Below are 19,211 nucleotides of genomic sequence, written 5' to 3' on the forward strand. Positions count from 1 at the left end.
ACGCACCCGCTGCCATCGCGCGAAAGGTCATCCATGAGAGCCTTCGCCACACTCCTCGACCGCCTCGTTCTCACCCCGTCGCGGGGCGGCAAGCTCACGCTGCTTGCCGACTACTTCCGCGATACGCCTGATCCCGATCGCGGCTACGGCCTTGCCGCCCTTGCCGGCACGCTGGACCTGAAAAGCGTCAAGCCGGCGCTCCTGCGCGAACTCGTGCTGGAGCGGATGGATGAGGTGCTCTTCCGCTATTCCTACGACTATGTCGGCGACCTCGCGGAAACCATCGCGCTCGTCTGGGACCAGGAGCGCAAGGAGCGGGTGCCGGACGAAACACAGCCCCGGCTCGGTACGGTCGTCGCGCGCATGAACGGGCTCGGCCGCACGGAGGTACGCGGCGCCGTGCGCGATCTTCTCGATCGGCTCGATCCCTCCGCCCGCTTCGCCTTCCTGAAGCTGGCGACCGGCGGCCTGCGCATCGGCGTCTCCGCCCGCCTCGCCAAGCAGGCGCTCGCCGATTTCTCGGGCAAGGATGTCGCCGAGATCGAGACGCTGTGGCACGGGCTTGCGCCGCCCTATGAGCCGCTCTTCGCCTGGCTGGAGGGAAGGGCGGAGCGCCCGGTGCTCGCAACGCCCGCCATCTTCCATTCCGTCATGCTCGCCAATCCCGTGGGCGAGGGGGACCTCGACACGCTCGATCCCGCGGATTTTGCCGCCGAGTGGAAATGGGACGGCATTCGCGTGCAACTCTCCGCGGCCGGCAGCACGCGCCGCCTCTATTCCCGCTCCGGCGATGATATCTCCGCCGCCTTTCCCGATGTGCTCGACGCGATCAACTTCGAGGGCGTGGTGGATGGCGAGCTGCTGGTCGGCGGCACGGCGCGCACGAACAGCCCGACGCGCACCTTTTCCGACCTCCAGCAGCGCCTCAACCGGAAAACCGTCACCGCGCGCATGCTGGAAGACTATCCCGCCTTCGTGCGGGCCTATGACGTGCTCTTCGACGGCGACGGGGATGTGCGTCCCGAAGGCTTTTCCGCTCGCCGCGCCCGCCTCGGCGCGATCATCGAAAGGGCGCCGCACGACCGGTTCGACCTCTCGCCGCTGGTCCCGTTCACCTCCTGGGAGGAACTGGAGAAAATCCGCCGCGATCCGCCCGATCCGGTCATCGAAGGGGTGATGCTCAAGCGGCTCGACAGCGCCTATCAGGCCGGCCGCATGAAGGGTCCGTGGTTCAAGTGGAAGCGCGATCCCTTCAACATCGACGCCGTCATGATGTATGCCCAGCGCGGCCACGGCAAACGGTCGAGCTACTATTCCGATTTCACCTTCGGCGTCTGGACCGATGGTCCGGAAGGCCCCATGCTGGTTCCCGTCGGCAAGGCCTATTTCGGCTTCACCGATGCCGAGCTCGACGTGCTCGACCGTTATGTGCGCAACAACACGACAGACCGCTTCGGCCCCGTGCGCGCCGTCCGGGCCGAGCCCGGCTACGGCTTCGTGCTGGAGGTCGCCTTCGAAGGCATCAACCGTTCCACCCGCCACAAATCCGGCGTCGCCATGCGCTTCCCCCGCATCGCCCGCCTGCGACAGGACAAGCTGCCCGCCGACGCCGACCGGCTGGAGACGCTGATGGCGATGGTGGAGGCGAAGGAGGCTTAAAGCCCCAGTGCCGAAAGATCTGGTCCGAGCGGCACGATGCCGCTCGGGTTCAGCGTCTTGATCGAATAATAGCCGTGCTTGATGTGGTCGATGCTGACCGTCTCGCGCACGCCGGGGAGGTCGAGCACGCGCTTCGTATAGGCCGAGAGCGCCGGATAGTCGGCAAGCTGCCGGCGGTTGCACTTGAAGAGGCCGAAATAGGCGGCGTCGAAGCGGATGAGGGTGACGAAGAGGCGGGTGTCGGCCTCGGTGAAGGTCGTGCCGGTGAGGAACGGCCCGCCGGCGGCAAGGCGTGCCTCCAATTCGTCCAGCATCGAAAAGACGCCGTCGAAGGCCTCCTCGTAGGCGGCCTGCGTGGTGGCGAAGCCGGCGCGGTAGACGCCGTTGTTGAGCGCGGGATAGATGCGTTCGTTGAGCGTGTCGATCTCGCCGCGCAGGGCTTCGGGATAAAGGTCGACGCTTTCGTCCGCCAGCGCGCCGAAACCGCTGTTCAGCATGCGTATGATGTCGGCGGATTCGTTGTTGACGATCGTTTTCGATGCCTTGTCCCAGAGCACCGGCACGGTGGCGCGGCCGGTAAAGGTCGGCGCGGCGCGGGTGTAGAGCTCGTGCATGTAGGTCGCGCCGTTGAGGTCGTCGCGGTTCGCGCCGGGATAGTCGCCGAAGCGCCAGCCCTGGGCGGACAGCGCCGGCTCGACGACCGAGACGGAAATCACGTCGTCGAGCTTCTTCAGCTTGCGGGTGATCAGCGTGCGCGAGGCCCACGGGCAGATCAGCGCGACATAGAGCTGGTAGCGCCCGGCCTCGGCCGCAAAGCCGCCGTCGCCCGTCGGGCCGGCGCTGCCGTCGGGCGTCACCCAGTTGCGGAAGCTTGAAACCTGCCGCACGAAGCCGCCCTTGGCGTCCTTTGCCTGGACGGGTTGCCAGTCTTCCGTCCATTTGCCGTTGACAAGCATCGTGCCACCCTCGTTTCGGTTGAAGTTGCCATCCGGGATAGTCCGCGCGCGCGAAAACGGCAATTCGTCCGGTGATTGACACAGCGTTCACAAACCGGGTCCGCCGTGGCCGGGCGGCGACAGCGCGGCGAAAAGCGGGCGCGCAAGCCTGAGGTCAGCCGCAACTGCCACAATTGCGGCAGGGTTATGGACCTAATTTGCCGCTTGTTAGTTAGTGATTCAGCCTCTCGCCCCATTCTACGTTTCCGCACAACGGATTTGACGATCTCCATGACCGACACCGCGCTCTCCCGCCGCCGTTTTCTGCAGTTCTCCGGCCTTGCCATGGCGACGGGGCTTGCGGGCTGCACATCCTCGATGAACACCGACCGGTTCCGCGAGGAGACACGGCCCTATTTCCGCAATCCCGCGCTCGAAGGCCGGCCGGAATATATCGACGGCAGGCAGCCGACCAGCATCTACGGCCAGACGCCGCCATCGGGCCTGTTGCCCGAATCCTCCCGGTACGCCGCGATCTACGCCCCGGTCTCCGACGGGGGTTATCAGGTGCCGGCGGTGCCCTACCAGCAGATCGACGCGCGTTATTACCGCCAGGAGGTCGAGAGCCCGTTCGGCGAGCGGCCGGGCACGATCATCGTCGATACGGGCAACCGCTTCCTCTACCTCATCCAGCCGAACGGCCGCGCCATGCGCTACGGCGTCGGCATCGGCCGGCAGGGTTTTTCCTGGTCGGGCCGCGGCGTTATCCAGTGGAAGCAGGCCTGGCCGAAATGGACGCCGCCGGACGAGATGGTCGCGCGCCAGCCGGAACTCGTCAAATACTCCGCCGCCAATGGCGGTATGCCCGGCGGCCTCAACAACCCGCTCGGCGCGCGCGCCCTCTACATCTTCCAGAACGGTGAGGACACGCTCTATCGCCTGCACGGTTCGCCGGAATGGAAATCCATCGGCAAGGCCGTGTCCTCCGGCTGCGTACGCATGCTCAACCAGGATGTGATGGATCTCTACGATCGCGTGAAGGGCAAGGCGCCGATCCTGGTGATCTGAGCGCAAACCGTTCCCCGCCAACCTCCTTCGTCATGGTCGGGCCTGACCCGACCATCCACACTCCGGTGCGGTGATGGATCTACGGGGCGAGCCCGAGGATGGCGCTGGTGGGTAGGGCAAGCCCGCCCGAATGAACGGGCAGGAGAAAGCAACCGCAGGACGGCGTTAAACCGCCGCCGGCGAGATCAGGTGCGCGCCGTCGATCTGCGGCAGGTCACCGGCGGAAACGGCCTTGCCGCCCTCCATGCGTACCTTGCCCTCGGCAACGAGCCGCAGCGCGAGCGGATAGCTGCGGTGCTCCACCGTCAGCACCCGTGCGGCGAGCGTGTCGGACGTGTCGCCCGGCAGCACCGGCACGGCGGCCTGTACGACGACCGGGCCTTCATCCATGCCTTCGGTCACGAAATGCACCGTGCAGCCGGCGACGCGCATGCCGGCGTCGATGGCGCGCTGGTGCGTGTGGAGGCCGGGGAAGAGCGGCAGCAGGGATGGGTGGATGTTGAGGATACGGCCTTCATACCGGTTGACGAAGGCGCCGGAGATGAGGCGCATGTAGCCGGCAAGGCAGATGAGATCGGGCGAGAGCGTCTCGAGCGCTTCCAGAATGGCGGCCTCGTGCGCGTCCTTGCTGGCATAGTCCTTGCGCAGGAAGGTGCGGGTCGCGATGCCCAGCGCCTCGGCCTTGGCCAGGCCGCCGGCCTCCGCCTTGTCGGAGAAGACGGCGACGATCTCGGCCGGGAAATCCGGGGCCTCCGCGGCCTTCGCCAGAGCCAGCATGTTGGAGCCGCCGCCCGAAATGAAGGCGACGACGCGCTTGCGGGATCCGCTCATAGGGCGAGCGTGCCCTTGTAGATCGTGCCGGCGGCGCCCTCTTCGCGCGCGACCATGCGGCCGAGACGGAAGGCGGTTTCACCCTCGCGGGCGAGGACAGCGATAACCGCGTCGGCCTTGTCGGCGGGTACAACGGCGATCATGCCGACGCCGCAGTTGAAGGTGCGCAGCATTTCCGTGGCCGCCACGCCGCCCGTTTTCGCCAGCCACGAGAACACGGCCGGCGCCTTGACGGCGGCAAGGTCGATCTCGGCGGCAAGGTGCTTCGGCAGCACGCGCGGAATGTTCTCCGGAAAACCGCCGCCGGTGATATGCGCCAGCGCCTTGATGGATCCCGTCTCGCGGATCGCTTTCAGGAGCGGCTTCACATAGATCTTCGTCGGCGTCAGCAGCGCCTCGCCGAGGCTCTTTGCGGTGTCGAACGGGGCGGGCGCATCCCAGGCGAGGCCCGAGAGCGTCACGATCTTGCGCACCAGCGAATAGCCGTTGGAATGCACGCCCGAGGAGGCGAGGCCGAGGATGACGTCGCCTTCGGCGATGTCGCCCGAGGGCAGCAGCTTGCCACGCTCGGCCGCGCCGACGGCAAAGCCCGCGAGGTCATAGTCCCCATGCGAATACATGCCCGGCATTTCCGCCGTCTCGCCGCCGATGAGCGCGCAGCCGGCCTGCCGGCAGCCTTCGGCGATGCCTTCGACGATTGCGGCGCCCTGGTCGGGGTCGAGCTTGCCGGTGGCGAAATAGTCGAGGAAGAAGAGGGGTTCGGCGCCCTGGACGACAAGATCGTTGACGCACATGGCAACGAGGTCGATGCCGACCGTGTCGTGCCTGTCGGCGTCGATGGCGATCTTCAGCTTGGTGCCGACGCCGTCATTGGCGGCAACGAGGACCGGATCCTTGAACCCGGCGGCCTTGAGGTCGAACAGGCCGCCGAAGCCGCCGATCTCGCCATCCGCGCCCGGGCGGCGCGTCGAGCGCACGGCCGGCTTGATCTTCTCGACCATCAGGTTGCCCGCGTCGATGTCGACGCCCGCGTCGCTATAGGTCAGACCGTTCTTTTCCGACTGGCTCATGCTCACGTCTCCGGCTTGAGGCCCGCTTGAGGCTTGTCGCGCCCGATTGGCATGACGGGGGATGAAGTGCAAGCAGAATGCCGGGAATGCAGGGATTTTTTCACCGGTTTGCAGGGATGGCGGCGCTGCTTGCCCCTCACCCTAGCCCTCTCCCCGCAGGCGGGGAGAGCGGACCTGCCCCGCATGATGTGGAAATAGGGGAAAACGGCGCGGCACATTTCCTTCGCCCCGCTTGCGGGGAGAAGGTGGCCGGCAGGCCGGATGAAGGGAAAATTGAGGACAAACGCCATTCCCCCATCACCCCACCGAGCCTTGACCTTTCTCATGCCCGCATCCTATCTCCTCATGCATTGCGGCAAAACACGAGGAAGAAACGCGATGGCAGCCCATATCAGCGGTGCGGGACTGAAGCGGCAGGTGGTCTTCTGGCTCATCGCGCTCGCCTTCTTCCTCCTCTTCCTCCTCGTGTTCAGCGATATCCTGCTGCCCTTCATCGCCGGCATGGCGCTCGCCTATTTCCTCGATCCGGTCGCCGACCGGCTGGAGCGCTGGGGCCTCAGCCGGCTGATGGCGACGGTGGTCATCCTCGTCGCCTTCGTCATCCTCTTCGCGCTGTCGCTGATGATCGTCATCCCGCTGCTGGCCACGCAGGCGGCGGATTTCCTGGAGAAGCTGCCGGGCTACGTCACGCAGTTGCAGGAGCTGGTGGCGAGCTTCAATCCCGACCTGCTGCCCACCTGGATCAGCAGCCAGATGGGCACGATCAAGCAGAGCTTTTCCTCCATCCTCGCCGAAGGCGCGGGTTTCCTCGGCACGGTGTTCAAGCAGGTCTGGAACTCCGGCATGGCGCTGGTCAACATCGTCTCGCTTCTGGTCATCACGCCCGTCGTTGCCTTCTATCTCCTGCTCGACTGGGACCGCATGATCGCCAAGGTGGACAGCTGGGTACCGCGCGACCACGTCGCCAACGTGCGTCAGATCGCGACCGAAATGGACGCGGCGATTGCCGGCTTCGTGCGCGGGCAGGGTTCTATCTGCATCATCCTCGGCCTGTTCTACGGCATCGGGCTGTCCTTTGCCGGCCTCAATTTTGGCCTGCTGATCGGCCTCTTCGCCGGCCTCATCAGCTTCATTCCCTATGTCGGCTCGCTGGTCGGCCTGGTGCTGGCGGTGGGGGTTGCCGTCGTGCAGTTCTGGCCGGACTACTGGATGGTGGTGCTCATCGCCGTCATCTTCTTCGCCGGCCAGTTCATCGAGGGCAACATCCTGCAGCCCAAGCTCGTCGGTTCACGCGTCGGCCTGCATCCGGTCTGGCTGATGTTCGCGCTGGTCGCCTTCGGCGCGCTCTTCGGCTTCGTCGGCCTGATGATCGCGGTGCCGGCAGCTGCGGCCGTCGGCGTGCTTGTCCGCTTCGGCCTGCAGCGTTACCTTGACAGCGACCTTTACTACGGCGCGAGCAAACCCGTCCTGCTCGAAGAGAGCACGCCCGAGGGTTGACCGATGGCGCGGCTGCCCCAAGGGGAGCAGTCTTGCCCGGACTTGCGCCAGAACGAAGAGTTAGTACCGAGTAGCACCATGACATCGCGCAAGACCGCCGAACAATTGCCGCTGGCCTTCGGGCACGACCCCGCGACGGGGCGCGACGACCTTTTGCTCGCCGAGCCGGTCAATGCCGCCGTGACGATGATCGACGCCTGGCCGCACTGGCCCTCGCCGGTCGTCGTGATCGCCGGTCCCGTCGGCTCGGGAAAATCGCATCTCGCGGCCATCTGGCGCGAGAAGGCGGGGGCCGAGATCATCGAGGCGAAGGCGGGCAGGGGCGCCGAGGAAGCCGCCGAGCGCGGGCCGGTGCTGATCGAGGACGCCGACCGGGCCGGTTTCGACGACCGCACGCTCTTCCACATCATCAACAATGTGCGCCAGAACGGCCATACGCTGATGATCACCAGCCGGCTCTGGCCGATGTCCTGGCCGGTCGAGCTGGCGGACCTGCGCTCGCGCCTGAAGGCCGCCACGGTGGTCGAGATCGGCGAGCCGGACGACGAACTGCTCTCGCAGGTCATCATAAAGCTCTTCGCCGACCGTCAGCTCTTCGTCGATGAAAGGCTTGTGGCCTATATCGTCGCCCGCATGGAACGCTCGCTGGAGGCCGCCCAGACGCTCGTCGAGCGCCTCGACCGGCTGGCGCTTGCCCGCGGCAGCCGGATCACCCGCGCGCTGGCGCAGGAGGTGCTCGGCGACATGACCGGGGGCGAGGATTTCGCCGGCTAAACCGGCCTGCCGGATTGACTGTCACAGTTCCGTCGTCAAACTACGCTAAGCGGTTCGGGGAAAAGTGGAAATCGGTTTCCGTCCGAACCCGCGTGGCAAGCATGCGGCCGATCCGGCGGCAAAGTGGGGCGGACTCTCCAATGGATACAGCGACTTCGGAACATGCGCAGGAAAAGCCCGTCGAGCAGGTGCCGCCGCCGGAAGGCGCGACCGTCGATGTCGAAGCCTTGATGGCAAGCCCCGAACGCTTCATCAACCGTGAATTCTCCTGGCTGCAGTTCAATCGCCGCGTCCTCGAGGAAACGCTGAACACCGCCCATCCGCTGCTGGAGCGCGTGCGTTTCCTGTCGATCTCGGCGGGCAACCTCGACGAATTCTTCATGGTGCGTGTCGCCGGACTCGAGGGCCAGGTGCGCCAAGGCGTCGGCATCCGCAGCCCCGACGGCAAGACTTCGGCCGAACAGCTCGACGACATCCTCAAGGAGATCGACAATCTCCAGATGGAGCAGCAGGCCTCGCTTGCCGTGCTCCAGCAGTATCTCGCCAAGGAAGACATCCTGATCGTGCGCCCGACCGGGCTGTCGAGCGACGACAAGGTCTGGCTGCAGCAGGAATTCACCCAGTCGATCTTCCCGGTTCTGACGCCGCTGTCGATCGACCCGGCCCATCCGTTCCCCTTCATCCCCAATCTGGGCTTCTCGATCGGCCTGCAGCTGGAAAGCACGACGGGCAAGGAGCCGATGACGGCGCTCCTGCGCCTGCCGGTCGCGCTCGACCGCTTCATCCGCCTGCCCGACGCCAAGGGCGCGATCCGCTACATCACGCTGGAGGACGCGGTCGGCCTCTTTATCGGAAGGCTCTTCCCCGGCTACATCGTGCGCGGCTCGGGCACCTTCCGCATCATCCGGGACAGCGATATCGAAGTGGAGGAAGAGGCCGAAGATCTCGTGCGCTTCTTCGAGACGGCGCTGAAGCGCCGCCGTCGCGGCTCGGTGATCCGCATCGAGACCGATTCGGAAATGCCCGAATCGCTGCGCCGCTTCGTCGTCGGCGAACTCAACGTGCCGGACAACCGTGTCGCCGTTCTGCCCGGCCTTCTCGCCCTCAACACGCTGTCGGAAATCGCCAAGGCGCCGCGCAACGACCTTCGGTTCGAGCCCTACAATGCCCGATTTCCCGAACGCGTCCGAGAGCACGCCGGAGACTGCTTCGCCGCCATCCGCGAAAAGGACATGGTCGTCCACCACCCCTACGAAAGCTTCGACGTGGTGGTCCAGTTCCTTCTCCAGGCTGCGCGCGATCCTGACGTTCTGGCGATAAAGCAGACGCTCTACCGCACCTCCAACGACAGCCCGATCGTGCGCGCGCTGATCGACGCCGCCGAGGCCGGCAAGTCGGTGACGGCGCTGGTGGAACTGAAGGCCCGCTTCGACGAGGAAGCCAACATCCGCTGGGCGCGCGACCTCGAACGCGCCGGCGTGCAGGTCGTCTTCGGCTTCATCGAACTGAAGACCCATTCCAAGATGTCGATGGTCGTGCGCCGCGAGGAGGGCAAGCTTCGCACCTATTGCCACCTCGGCACCGGCAACTACCATCCGATCACCGCGAAGATCTATACGGATCTTTCCTTCTTCACCTGTAACCCGACGATCGCCAACGACATGGCGAACATCTTCAACTTCATCACCGGCTACGGCGAGCCCGAAGCCGGCATGAAGCTCGCTTTCTCGCCCTATACGCTGCGCCCGCGCATTCTCCGCCATATCGAGGAGGAGATTGCGCATGCCAGGAACGGCGCTCCGGCGGCCATCTGGATGAAGATGAATTCACTGGTCGATCCCGACATCATCGACGCGCTCTATCGCGCGAGCCAGGCGGGCGTGGAGGTGGATCTCGTCGTGCGCGGTATCTGCTGCCTGCGCCCGCAGGTTCCCGGCCTTTCCGACAACATCCATGTCAAATCCATCGTCGGCCGCTTCCTCGAACATTCCCGCATCTTCTGCTTCGGCAACGGCCACGGGCTTCCCTCGGACAAGGCGCTGGTCTATATAAGCTCCGCGGACATGATGCCGCGAAACCTGGACCGGCGAGTCGAGACACTCGTGCCTTTGATCAACCGGACGGTGCATGAGCAGGTTCTCTCGCAGATCATGTTGGGCAATCTCATCGATAACCAGCAGAGCTACGAGATTCTTGCGGACGGAACGTCCCGGCGCATGGAAGTGCAGCCCGGTGCCGAGCCGTTCAACGCTCAGCACTACTTCATGACCAACCCCAGCCTGTCCGGCCGGGGTGAAGCTCTGAAGTCCTCGGCACCGAAGGCGATCGCGGGCTGGAAAGGCCGCCGTAAGAAGTAAACTGGATATGCATGGTTGAGTCTGAAGCCCAGGGGCGTTTGCCTGGAATTGCCCCGGTGTCAGTCGTGGATATCGGTTCGAACTCGATTCGCCTCGTGATCTACGAGGGCATGAGCCGTTCGCCGGCCATCCTGTTCAACGAGAAGGTCATGTGCGGCCTCGGCAAGGGTCTTGCCAAGACCGGTCGCATGGATCCCGCCAGCGTCGAGCGGGCGCTTGCCGCCCTTCATCGCTTCAAGGCGCTCTCCTGGCAGGCACGCGCCTCCACCATGTTCGCGCTGGCGACCGCCGCGGCGCGCGAGGCGGAAAACGGTCCGGATTTCATCCACCAGGCGCAGCTCATCCTCGGCCAGAAGATCCGCGTCCTCACCGGCGAGGAAGAGGCCTATTTTTCCGCGCTCGGCATCGTCAGCGGTTTTCACGATCCCGACGGCATCGTCGGCGACCTTGGCGGCGGCTCGCTGGAGCTGGTCGACGTGGCGGGCGCCATGATCGGCCGCGGCATCACGCTGCCGCTTGGCGGCATCCGCCTCTCGGAAGCCTCCGGCGGCTCGACCGCCCAGGCCCGTATCGTCGCGCGCAAGTACCTTCGCACCGCCAACCTCCTGAAGAACGGCACCGGCCGCGCCTTCTATGCCGTCGGCGGCACCTGGCGCGCCATCGGCGCCCTGCACATGGAGGTGCAGAACTATCCGCTGCACATGATCCAGGGCTATGAGCTCGGCTTTGCCGATGCCATGGATTTCCTGACGGACATCGTGACGGCCAAGGATCAGAAGGACGCCGCCTATGCGGCGATCTCCAAGGGCCGCCGCAACCTGCTTCCCTTCGGCGCCGTCGCCCTGCAGGAGACGATCGCGCTGATGAAGCCCTCCCGGGTCTTCTTCTCCGCGCAGGGCGTGCGCGAAGGTTTTCTCTATTCGCTCTTGCCCGACCGGGAAAAGGGGCGCGATCCACTGCTTGCCGCCGCCGGCGAGCTTGCCATCCTGCGCGCCCGCTCGCCGGAACATGCCCGCGAGCTTGCCGAATGGACCGGCCGCATGATGCCGTTCTTCGGCATCACCGAAACGGAGGAGGAGCGCCGCTACCGCGAGGCCGCCTGCCTGCTTGCCGATATCAGCTGGCGCGCCCATCCCGATTATCGCGGCCTGCAGGCGCTGAACCTCATCGCACACGGCACCTTCATCGGCATCACCCATCCGGGCCGCGCCTTCATCGCACTCACCAACTACTACCGCTTCGAAGGCCTGAACGACGATGCCGTCAGCAGTTCGCTGGCCGCGATCGCCACGCCCCGGCTGCGTGAGCTGGCGAAACTCGTCGGTGCCCTGCTGCGGATCGTCTACCCGTTCTCGGCCTCCATGCCCGGCGTCGTGCCGCACCTTTCCATCCGCAAGTCGAGCGCGCCGGATACCGACCTCGAATTCGTCGTGCCCGCCGATTTTTCCGAGCTTGCCGGCGAACGGCTCGACGGCCGCCTCCAGCAGCTTGCCAAGCTGACGGGCAGGAAGCTCGCCTTCCGGTTCCTGTGAGGCCCGCGATGAGAGCCCTGACCCTTCTTTCAGCCCTGTTCTTTGCCGCAAGCGCGGCTGCGCAGGAATGGCAGGCGGTCGAGCGCGTCGAGCCCTACAGCGTCGCGGGTTCGACGGGGCTCGAGATCTACCAGTCGATCGGCGCGCGCGGCCCGAAGCTCGGCGTTGCCCGCGTCATCGCCCATACCGGCTTCAAGCTTACCTGGACGCGCAAGTACGAGCGCCAGGGCAATGCCTGCACCATCACGGTCAACAGGCCGAAGCTGATCATCACCTATACGCTGCCCAAGCTGAAGACGAAGCTCTCCGAGCCGCTGAAGAGCCGCTGGGATACTTTCATTGCCGGCGTGACCGCCCATGAGAAGGTGCATGGGGATTTCATCAGGGACATGGTGAAGGAGATCGAGGCGGCGAGTGTCGGCATGACGGTCGAAAACGATCCCAATTGCCAGAAGATCCGCCCGCAGCTTCAGGCAAAGCTCGGCGAACTCTCCCAGGCCCAGCGCACCCGCAGCCGCGACTTCGACCAGGTCGAACTCAACGACGGTGGCAACGTCCACCAGCTCATCCTGCAACTGGTCGATCCGCGCTAGACATCAAGGGGAGCAGCGGCGCCCGGAGGCGCCGCCGCAGATGTTCACTCGGCCTTCAGCAGGTCGCCCGCTTCGATGAGCACGAACTCGTTGTCGTCGGCCTTGTCGAGGGCGCGGCCGGCGGAGAAGGGCAGGTTGTTGTCGTTGCCGACGATGATGTGGGTCTCGTCGATGCGGTCGACATTCTCGATCGTCAGGAACGGCATGTCGTAGAAGCCTTCGCCGCCGCCCTGGCGCTTCCTGTTGTCGGGGTCGGCGATCTTCAGGAGGTCGATATAGCCGATCTTGCGCACGGCCTTGCCGGCGTTCTCGTCGGTCATGGCGATCTTGTAGATGCGCTTGACCTTCGAGGCGGTGGCAAAGCAGCCGGGCTTGGGGTCCTTGGCGTCGGCGCAGGCCTTGTCCGCAGTGCCGACGCCGTTGTCGCGTTCGATCACCAGCGCGGTCGTTTCGTCCAGCATGTTGAAGTCGCCGATCGCCTCGCCGCCCTCGGCGAGCGGATAGAGCCAACTGCGGCCCGTCCACGCCCTGGAGGCGACGTCGAGCTCGATGATGCGCAGCGCAGGCCGTCCGTCCGCCTGCTCGACGCTCTCGCTGTCCACCCAGATCGGGCCTTCCAGGAGGCCGTAGAGCTTCGTGCCGTCCTTGGAGAGCGCCAGGCCCTCATAGCCGCCGGAACGCTTCAGGTTGAAGGCCGGCATCTTCTTGGTGGGATCGGCCTGCACGGCGAGCGTCGCATTGTCCGGCGAGGTGACCGGCTTGCCGTCCACTTCGGTGGCGATCACGTCGGTGAGCTTGCCGTCGAGGTCGAATTTCAGGATGTAGGGGCCGAATTCCTCGCCGACCCAGAAGCCGTCGGCAACCGGCTGGATGGATTCGACGTCGAAGTCGCCGCCCGTCAGATAGCGCTTTTCAGCGCCTTCCATGACGATCGGGAACGGCGCTTTTTTATCCGGGTCCGAGAGGAAGACGGTCTTGACCGGCTCCATCGTGCCCTTGTCCCAGTCGAAGCGCACATTGTGCAGCATCAGCATGGCGTCGGTGGAGTTCATCTTGTTGCCGAAGCCGTTGTCGGAAAGCGTCCAGAACGAGCCGTCCTCCATGGCCTTGATGCCGGAGAAACCCTGCATCGGCTGGCCGTTGAAGGGCAGCGACAGGCCGGTCTCGCGCACGCCGTCCTTGCCCATGACGGTGCCGAGCGCCTCGGTGCGCTTGCGGTCGGCGGTGGTGAACTTGCCCGAGGTCTTCAGATAGGTGGCGGCATCGGCCGGGGCGGCGATGATCGTGTTGGCCGGCAGGATCGCATGGGCCTTCAGCGTGGCCGGAAATTCCTTGTCGCTGGCCCCGGCGGCGGTTGCCATCAGGAGTGCGAGCGCGGCGGTCGAAAAAAGATGTCTGGTCATGAATATCCCCATCGGGTTGGCAAAACGAGGCCGTTGATAGGGGGCGCACATGACTGCTGCTTGACAGTTGCTTGTCGCTTTCGTGACGGTCCGGGGGATTTCTGGGATCAGACGGCGAGCGCCGCAAAGCGGCCGGGCGTCATGCCGAGCGCCTTCTTGAAGTGGCGGTTGAGATGCGCCTGGTCGGCAAAGCCGCTGGCAAAGGCGGCTTCGGCGATGCTTTCCCCCGCAGCGATCAGGGTTTTTGCCCGCTCCAGCCGGCGCATGACGAGATAACGGTGCGGGCTGGTGCCGAGCAGCTGGCGGAACTGCCGGGACAGCGCGAAGCGGTCCAGTCCGGTCACCTGTTCGAGCTCCGCGGAGTTCACCTGCCGGGAAAGGTTTTCCCTGAGGAAATCGCAGGCCCGACGCACCTCCGGATGGGCGAGCCGGCCCATCTTCGCCTGCGGCGCGCCGGCATGGTCGAGCAGAAGGCCGGCGATTTCTCCCAGCAGCTCGTCGAGCTTCAGCGGTTCGATTGCCGCATCCATGCTGCCGATGGCGTCCAGCAGCAGGCCCGCCAGCTTCGGATCGTCAATGACGGGCGCGGCGACGAAGGGCAGCGAGCGCCCGCGTGCGGCGGTCGCAGGCAGGAAGCGCTCCGGCGGGATGTAGATCATGCGGTAGGTGAGGCCGTCCTCGGTGGCCGCGCCCCCGTCATGCATCTCGTCGGGATGCAGCACGATCACGTTGCCGGGCGGACTGAAGCGGGCCTCGCCGCGGTAGGAGAAGGTCTGGACGCCGGCCATTGTGACGCCGAGCGCATAGGTGTCGTGCCGGTGCGGCTCGAAGCCCTTGCCGTGGAAGCGCGCCTCGATGCGTTCGATGCCGGCGAGTTCCGGCGCCACGAGGATGCGGTCCCTTTCCGTGCACGAACGTTCAAGCGGGCCTTCGACCGCGCCTGCTATCGCATTGGCCGCGGAATGGTCCGCAGCCTCTTCCCGGGAGTATACCTGCATGTTCGATACCAAGTTCGCCATTGTCCTGCGCGAGGACCTGGAGGTCTGGCAGAAGCTGAACGTGACCGCCTTCCTGTCCGGCGGCGTCATCGGCCGGAAACCGGAGCTGATCGGCGAAGCTTATCGCGATGCGGCCGGCAATGTCTACAATGCGCTGAGCGTGCAGCCGGTCATCGTGTTGTCGGGGGACGGAACGACGCTGTCGAAGATCCATGCCCGGGCGCTGGAACGCGACGTCCCGGCCTCCGTCTATATCGAGGAAATGTTTGCGACCGGCCACGACGCCGCCAACCGCGCCGTCTTTTCAGAATTTGGGCCCGCCGACGCCAAGGTCGTCGGCATCGCGGTGCACGCCGACAAGAAGACGGTCGACCGCATCACCAAGGGAGCGAAGCTGCACGCCTGACTGGGGCATTTCCGGCGAACTCCGGTTCACCGGAAATGTCCTGGATTCTTGTTTTTACCGCATTGTCCGACGCCGAAGCGATCTCGCTTCGGCTGGAAATGCGCTAAAGCGCGACCGCCTCGATCTTCTTGTCGACGAAGCGCAGTGCCACCTTGCCGGTGATGAGGTTGAGGGCTGTTTCGCCGAAGAGCTCGCGGCGCCAGCCGGAGAGGGCGGCGACCTCGGCCTTCTCGCCGTCGACGGCGATCTTTTCCAGATCGTCGCTGTTGGCGATGATCTTGGCGGCGACGCCTTCCTTCTCCGAGACGATCTTCAGGAGCACCTTCAGCATTTCGCTGGCCGCGGCAGCCCCCTCCGGCACGTGGGCCTGTCGGGGCAGGCGCGGCAGGTCGGTCTTCGGAATGGCGAGCGCCTCGGTGATGGCCTCCAGCAGGGCGGCACCCGATTGCGAGCGCTCCCAGCCCTTGGGAATGGTACGCAGGCGCGCCAGCGCCTCGGCATCGGCCGGCTGCTGCTGGGCGATCTCGTAGATCGTGTCGTCCTTCAGGATGCGCGACCGCGGCACGTTGCGGCCGCGCGCCTCGCGCTCGCGCCAGGCGGCGACCTTCTGCAGCACGGCCAGCTCGATCGGCTTCTTGACGCGCATCTTCAGCCGCTTCCAGGCGTCGTCCGGATGCAGGTCGTAGGTCTCGCGCGATTCCAGGACCGCCATTTCCTCGGTCAGCCACAGCGAGCGGCCGGCGGCCTCCAGCTTCTCCTTGAGTGCGAGATAGACGTCGCGCAGGTGCGTCACGTCGGCCAGCGCATATTCGAGCTGCTTTTCGGTGAGCGGCCGGCGGCTCCAGTCGGTGAAGCGCGAGGACTTGTCGATATGCACGCTCTTGATCTTCTGGACGAGCTGGTCGTAGGACACGCTGTCGCCGAAGCCGCAGACCATGGCGGCAACCTGCGTGTCGAAGATCGGATGCGGAATGAGGTCGCCGCGGTTGACGATGATCTCGATGTCCTGTCGGGCGGCATGGAACACCTTCAGCACCGCCGGGTTCGCCATCAGGGCGAAGAAGGGGGCGAGGTCGAGACCCTTGGCCAGCGGATCGACGATCACCTCGATCTCTGGTCCCGCCAGCTGGATCAGGCAGAGTTCCGGCCAGAAGGTGGTTTCCCGCAGGAACTCCGTGTCGATGGTCAGATACTCGGACCGGGCGAGTGTCTCACAGGCTTCGGCAAGGGCTGCGGTGGTCTCGATGATCTGCATAGCGGCTCGGGCGGACTTTCTCGTTCTTGGATCGGGCAGCTTTAGACGTTCCACGGTTTTGCCACAATCGAAAACTTGGCCCTCCGGATGTCAGGTCACCCGCACATAGCTCGTCATGCCGGTCTTCTGGTGCTCGATGATGTGGCAATGAAACACCCAGTCGCCCGGATTGTCGGCGACGAGGGCGAGCTGCACCTTCTCGTCCGGCAGGATAAGGTAGGTGTCGGAAAAATGCGGGCGGATCGCCTGCTTGTTGGAATTCATCGGCCGGAAGACGAGGCCGTGCAGGTGGAGGGGGTGGACCTGCGGCGTCGGGTTCTCGACATTGAAGATATAGGTCCGGCCCGCCTTCATCTCGGCGAGCGGGGCGGTCGGGTCGCCCGTGTCGTCCGCCCACGGCACCTTGTTGATGGCCCAGAAATTGTAGCCGAGCGAGCCGCAGATGCCGTCCTTCGGCCGCTCCTCCGCCGAGGCGCTGAGGATGAAGGGGATTTCGGTGGCGGCGGAAAGGTCCGGCTCGGGCAGCGGATTTTGCGAAAGCAACGGCAGGTCGCGCGCGTCGCGCTTCAGCGAGGCGCCGGTGGCGCGGAAGGTGGCGAGCGTTGCCGGCTTCGTGCCGCGCAGGTCCTTCAGCGCCGCGACGGCGCCTTCCATGTCGGGCATGCGCAGCGCGAGATCGAGCCGCTGGCCGGGGCCGATCAGCAGATGGTCGAGCGCAAAGCGCGTCGCCGCCGGATTGCCGTCGAGGGCGATGACCGTGGCCTCCGCGCCTTCCACCTGGAGCGCAAGGATGCGGGTGACGTCGGTCGCGGCAAGGCGCAGGCGCACGAGGCCGCCGGCCGGCGCGTCATATTGCGGCGACTGCCGCCAGTTGGCGGTGCGCACCGTGCCGAAGGTGCCGGCCCGGGCGGCATCGCGCGGCTTGAACTGGGCGATGAACTGGCCGTCGCCGCCGAGCCGCCAGTCGCGCAGGTTGAGCACGATCTCGGCGTCGAAGACCGGATCTGCCGGGTCCTCCACCACGATGAGCCCGGCAAGGCCGCGGCCCATCTGTTCCAGCGTGTTGCAGTGGGGATGGTACCAGAAGGTGCCGGCATCGGGCGGGGTGAAGGCATAGTCGAACCCGTCGCCGCCATAGACATAGGGCTGGGTCAGGAAGGGCACGCCGTCCATCTTGTTGTCGATGCGAAGCCCGTGCCAGTGGATCGTCGTCGGCTCGTCGAGCCTGTTGTCGAGGCGCAGCGCAAAGGCTTCGCCGCGCCGCATGCGCAGCACCGGTGGAATCTCGGCATCGCCATAGGTCATGACGCCCCTGGTCGGGCCCTTGCCGGTGAGCATCGCCTCGCCGGGGCGGGCGACGAGCGTTGTCGACGCCGCAGCCTTCGCCAGCCCGCCATAGCGGCCGGCCAGCCCGACGCCGCCGGCATAGGCCCCGGCGACGAGTGCGCCCTTCATCAGCGTGCGGCGTGTCAGCATGGCAGTCCCTCCGGTGCGTCCCTTGCTTCTAAACCTGAGGGCATGGCTCAGCAATAAGTGCCGCTCGACCACATTGCCGCAGGCTCAGGGCTCGCCGTTGCGGTCCTTGTCGGCGAGCTTGTTGAAGAAGAAGGAGGTGCGCAGGAGGTTGCGGAAGCGGCTGCGCCGCGCGCCGGCGGGCACGGCCGGGCGGGCGCTCATGCGCAGCGCCGTATAGGCCATGAAGGCGACGAGGATGACGGCGGTGTAGAGGAACAGCGCCTGCGGGCCGAAGAACTGCAGCAGAACCGAGGCGAAGAGCGGGCCGATGATCGCCCCGCAGGACCAGAAGAACAGCATGCCGGCGGAAACCAGCGCATGTTCGCCTTCGCCCGCATGGTCGTTGGCATGGGCGGAGCAGAGCGAATAGAGCGGCATGGCGAACGCGCCGAAGACGAAGATGCCGACAAGGTTCTTCAGTTCGTCGCCGCCGGCGAAGATGGCGAGGTAGAGCGCGGCAAGTGCCGAACCGAAGGTGGCGATGAGGATGATCAGGCGCCGGTCGAGCCGGTCGGAATAGAGGCCGAGCGGATATTGCAGCACCACGCCGCCGACGATGCCGGCGCTCATGAAGCTGGCGATCGCCGTCACCGTCAGGCCGATGTCGTGGGCGTAGATCGGCCCGAGATTGCGGAAGGCCGCATTGGTGAGGCCGACGACGATGCAGCCGACGGTCGCCAGCGGCGAGATGTTCCAGAGCTTCTTGACGTCGAAGCGGATCGCCTCGGGCACCGTCGGGCTGGAGCGGTCGGCAAGCGAGATCGGCACCAGCGACAGCGACAGCGACATGGCGACGATGGCGAAGAGCTCGAAGCCGCCGATGCCGATGCCCGGGATGAGATACTGTGCCGCCGTCACGGAGCCGAGGTCGACGAGACGGTAGATCGAGAGGGTGCGCGCCCGGTTGGCATTGGTGACGGCGGCGTTCAGCCAGCTCTCGACGGTGGCGAAGAGGCTGGCGAAACAGATGCCGGCGACGAGCCGCATGGCGAACCAGAAGATCGGGTCGACGACCAGGAGCATGGCGATCGCCGAGGCAGAGGCGATGGCCGCCATGGCGGAGAAGGTGCGGATATGGCCGATGGCGCGCAGGACGCGTGTCACATAGATGCAGCCGATGGCAAACCCGATGGAATAGCCCGCGCCGACGAAGCCGATGACCGAGGTGGAAAAGCCTTCCTGCGAGGCGCGCAGCGCGATGAACGTACCCTGCAGCCCGTTCCCTCCGATCAGGATGCCTGCGGTGACGAGAAGGGGAATCAGGGGGCGAATCGTGGACATGCGGCCACTATGGCGAAGGATTTCCTGAATGGGAGAG

The 19,211-nt window shown here is 65.5% G+C and carries 16 protein-coding genes; 8 read left to right on the forward strand and 8 right to left on the reverse strand.

Annotated features, from left to right (window positions below):
• Positions 1–33: 33 nt before the first annotated feature.
• A complete protein-coding gene (locus AKG11_RS08065) occupies positions 34–1,659 on the forward strand; it encodes a cisplatin damage response ATP-dependent DNA ligase (protein ID WP_023515074.1) in 1,626 nt (541 codons plus the stop codon).
• Here AKG11_RS08065 and AKG11_RS08070 read toward each other — a convergent pair.
• On the reverse strand, positions 1,656–2,615 hold the full coding sequence (locus AKG11_RS08070) for a glutathione S-transferase family protein (protein ID WP_023515073.1): 960 nt from the start codon (positions 2,613–2,615) through the stop codon (positions 1,656–1,658). The two genes, AKG11_RS08065 and AKG11_RS08070, sit on opposite strands and share 4 nt — an antisense overlap.
• Before the next feature lie 270 nt (positions 2,616–2,885).
• Between AKG11_RS08070 and AKG11_RS08075 the strand changes: the two genes are divergently transcribed.
• Positions 2,886–3,662: a L,D-transpeptidase gene (locus AKG11_RS08075; protein WP_023515072.1), complete on the forward strand. Its 777-nt coding sequence runs from the start codon at positions 2,886–2,888 to the stop codon at positions 3,660–3,662.
• Between the two features lie 165 nt (positions 3,663–3,827).
• Here AKG11_RS08075 and purN read toward each other — a convergent pair whose 3' ends face one another.
• Positions 3,828–4,493 (reverse strand): phosphoribosylglycinamide formyltransferase, encoded by a 666-nt coding sequence (gene purN / locus AKG11_RS08080; RefSeq protein ID WP_023515071.1) that lies wholly within the window; start codon positions 4,491–4,493, stop codon positions 3,828–3,830.
• Positions 4,490–5,563 carry a phosphoribosylformylglycinamidine cyclo-ligase gene (purM, locus tag AKG11_RS08085; RefSeq protein WP_050743505.1) on the reverse strand — a complete coding sequence of 358 codons (1,074 nt, stop codon included), beginning with the start codon at positions 5,561–5,563 and terminating at the stop codon, positions 4,490–4,492. The genes purN and purM overlap by 4 nt, the downstream gene beginning before the upstream one ends.
• A gap of 378 nt (positions 5,564–5,941) precedes the next feature.
• Between purM and AKG11_RS08095 the strand changes: the two genes are divergently transcribed.
• From AKG11_RS08095 to AKG11_RS08115, 5 genes are all read left to right on the forward strand, one after another.
• Positions 5,942–7,060: an AI-2E family transporter gene (locus AKG11_RS08095; protein ID WP_023515515.1), complete on the forward strand. Its 1,119-nt coding sequence runs from the start codon at positions 5,942–5,944 to the stop codon at positions 7,058–7,060.
• A 78-nt stretch (positions 7,061–7,138) separates the two neighbouring features.
• Positions 7,139–7,834, forward strand: coding sequence for a DnaA regulatory inactivator HdaA (gene hdaA / locus AKG11_RS08100; protein ID WP_050743507.1), 696 nt, complete (start codon positions 7,139–7,141; stop codon positions 7,832–7,834).
• A 140-nt stretch (positions 7,835–7,974) separates the two neighbouring features.
• The gene (locus AKG11_RS08105) at positions 7,975–10,191 is read left to right on the forward strand and encodes an RNA degradosome polyphosphate kinase (RefSeq protein ID WP_024270861.1); all 2,217 of its coding nucleotides are present in this window, start codon (positions 7,975–7,977) and stop codon (positions 10,189–10,191) included.
• A gap of 11 nt (positions 10,192–10,202) precedes the next feature.
• A complete protein-coding gene (locus AKG11_RS08110) occupies positions 10,203–11,723 on the forward strand; it encodes a Ppx/GppA family phosphatase (RefSeq protein ID WP_023515251.1) in 1,521 nt (506 codons plus the stop codon).
• 8 nt (positions 11,724–11,731) lie between these two features.
• Positions 11,732–12,316 carry a DUF922 domain-containing Zn-dependent protease gene (locus tag AKG11_RS08115; protein WP_050743508.1) on the forward strand — a complete coding sequence of 195 codons (585 nt, stop codon included), beginning with the start codon at positions 11,732–11,734 and terminating at the stop codon, positions 12,314–12,316.
• A 44-nt stretch (positions 12,317–12,360) separates the two neighbouring features.
• Here AKG11_RS08115 and AKG11_RS08120 read toward each other — a convergent pair whose 3' ends face one another.
• Complete coding sequence (locus tag AKG11_RS08120; protein ID WP_050743509.1) at positions 12,361–13,719, reverse strand: esterase-like activity of phytase family protein; 1,359 nt, start codon at positions 13,717–13,719, stop codon at positions 12,361–12,363.
• Between the two features lie 107 nt (positions 13,720–13,826).
• Complete coding sequence (locus tag AKG11_RS08125; protein WP_082342371.1) at positions 13,827–14,717, reverse strand: AraC family transcriptional regulator; 891 nt, start codon at positions 14,715–14,717, stop codon at positions 13,827–13,829.
• On the opposite strand from AKG11_RS08125, the gene AKG11_RS08130 reads away from it, so the two are divergent.
• Entirely contained in the window at positions 14,716–15,123 is a 408-nt protein-coding gene (locus tag AKG11_RS08130) for a DUF2000 family protein (protein WP_023515247.1), read from the forward strand. The genes AKG11_RS08125 and AKG11_RS08130 overlap by 2 nt on opposite strands.
• 103 nt (positions 15,124–15,226) lie before the next feature.
• Here the strand turns inward: AKG11_RS08130 and rnd are convergent, their stop codons facing one another.
• The 3 genes from rnd to AKG11_RS08145 form a co-directional block, all read right to left on the reverse strand.
• Entirely contained in the window at positions 15,227–16,372 is a 1,146-nt protein-coding gene (gene rnd / locus AKG11_RS08135; protein WP_050743597.1) for a ribonuclease D, read from the reverse strand.
• Between the two features lie 96 nt (positions 16,373–16,468).
• On the reverse strand, positions 16,469–17,854 hold the full coding sequence (locus tag AKG11_RS08140; RefSeq protein ID WP_050743510.1) for a multicopper oxidase family protein: 1,386 nt from the start codon (positions 17,852–17,854) through the stop codon (positions 16,469–16,471).
• A gap of 84 nt (positions 17,855–17,938) precedes the next feature.
• On the reverse strand, positions 17,939–19,174 hold the full coding sequence (locus AKG11_RS08145) for an MFS transporter (RefSeq protein ID WP_050743511.1): 1,236 nt from the start codon (positions 19,172–19,174) through the stop codon (positions 17,939–17,941).
• Between the last annotated feature and the right edge of the window lie 37 nt (positions 19,175–19,211).

The sequence above is a fragment of the Shinella sp. SUS2 genome, from assembly GCF_001262505.1.
In the GTDB taxonomy this organism is placed as follows: domain Bacteria; phylum Pseudomonadota; class Alphaproteobacteria; order Rhizobiales; family Rhizobiaceae; genus Shinella.

What these genes read in the sequence shown, in the direction of transcription:
- purM (WP_050743505.1), bottom strand. Translation starts at nt 5,563, where the DNA reads ATGAGCCAGTCGGAAAAGAACGGTCTGACCTATAGCGACGCGGGCGTC.
- hdaA (WP_050743507.1), top strand. Translation starts at nt 7,139, where the DNA reads ATGACATCGCGCAAGACCGCCGAACAATTGCCGCTGGCCTTCGGGCAC.
- AKG11_RS08110 (WP_023515251.1), top strand. Translation starts at nt 10,203, where the DNA reads ATGGTTGAGTCTGAAGCCCAGGGGCGTTTGCCTGGAATTGCCCCGGTG.
- AKG11_RS08070 (WP_023515073.1), bottom strand. Translation starts at nt 2,615, where the DNA reads ATGCTTGTCAACGGCAAATGGACGGAAGACTGGCAACCCGTCCAGGCA.
- AKG11_RS08130 (WP_023515247.1), top strand. Translation starts at nt 14,716, where the DNA reads ATGTTCGATACCAAGTTCGCCATTGTCCTGCGCGAGGACCTGGAGGTC.
- AKG11_RS08075 (WP_023515072.1), top strand. Translation starts at nt 2,886, where the DNA reads ATGACCGACACCGCGCTCTCCCGCCGCCGTTTTCTGCAGTTCTCCGGC.
- purN (WP_023515071.1), bottom strand. Translation starts at nt 4,493, where the DNA reads ATGAGCGGATCCCGCAAGCGCGTCGTCGCCTTCATTTCGGGCGGCGGC.
- AKG11_RS08145 (WP_050743511.1), bottom strand. Translation starts at nt 19,174, where the DNA reads ATGTCCACGATTCGCCCCCTGATTCCCCTTCTCGTCACCGCAGGCATC.
- AKG11_RS08065 (WP_023515074.1), top strand. Translation starts at nt 34, where the DNA reads ATGAGAGCCTTCGCCACACTCCTCGACCGCCTCGTTCTCACCCCGTCG.
- AKG11_RS08120 (WP_050743509.1), bottom strand. Translation starts at nt 13,719, where the DNA reads ATGACCAGACATCTTTTTTCGACCGCCGCGCTCGCACTCCTGATGGCA.
- AKG11_RS08115 (WP_050743508.1), top strand. Translation starts at nt 11,732, where the DNA reads ATGAGAGCCCTGACCCTTCTTTCAGCCCTGTTCTTTGCCGCAAGCGCG.
- AKG11_RS08095 (WP_023515515.1), top strand. Translation starts at nt 5,942, where the DNA reads ATGGCAGCCCATATCAGCGGTGCGGGACTGAAGCGGCAGGTGGTCTTC.
- AKG11_RS08105 (WP_024270861.1), top strand. Translation starts at nt 7,975, where the DNA reads ATGGATACAGCGACTTCGGAACATGCGCAGGAAAAGCCCGTCGAGCAG.
- AKG11_RS08125 (WP_082342371.1), bottom strand. Translation starts at nt 14,717, where the DNA reads ATGCAGGTATACTCCCGGGAAGAGGCTGCGGACCATTCCGCGGCCAAT.
- AKG11_RS08140 (WP_050743510.1), bottom strand. Translation starts at nt 17,854, where the DNA reads ATGCTGACACGCCGCACGCTGATGAAGGGCGCACTCGTCGCCGGGGCC.